Genomic DNA, 389 nt, shown 5'->3' with positions numbered 1-389 from the left:
GCGTCGTAGAGGAATCCGCCCCGGTCGGTATAACTGTGACCCGCACGATCCGGGTCGGGATCGAACAGATCCGCCGCCCAACCACGATCGACCGGGAACCCCCCGATCACATCACGACCCTCGACCACCACCCGCCACAGATCCTCCGGCGAACGAACCCCGCCCGGATACCGACACGCCATCGCCACGATCGCCACCGGCTCATCGGAAACCTTCCCGTCGACAGGCGATTCCGTCGACCCCGCCGTGCCGGAGATCTCACCCAGCAGGAACCGCACCACCTCCGCCACCGTCGGACGGTCGAACACCAACGTCGCCGGAAGCCGCAACCCCGTCGCCGCCGACAACCGATTCCGCAACTCCACCGCCGTCAACGAATCGAAACCCAA

General features: G+C 66.3%; 1 protein-coding gene. It reads right to left on the bottom strand.

The genetic code is table 11. The features are described 5' to 3' along the window. Nucleotides 1-389, bottom strand: a 389-nt coding sequence (locus ON30_RS27735) for an acyl carrier protein (protein WP_040711858.1), incomplete at both ends; no start/stop codon positions are given.

It is taken from the genome of Nocardia takedensis NBRC 100417, from assembly GCF_000308695.1.
GTDB classification, from domain to species: Bacteria; Actinomycetota; Actinomycetes; order Mycobacteriales; family Mycobacteriaceae; genus Nocardia; species Nocardia takedensis.
This window is presented reverse-complemented; position numbering and strand designations above follow the sequence as displayed.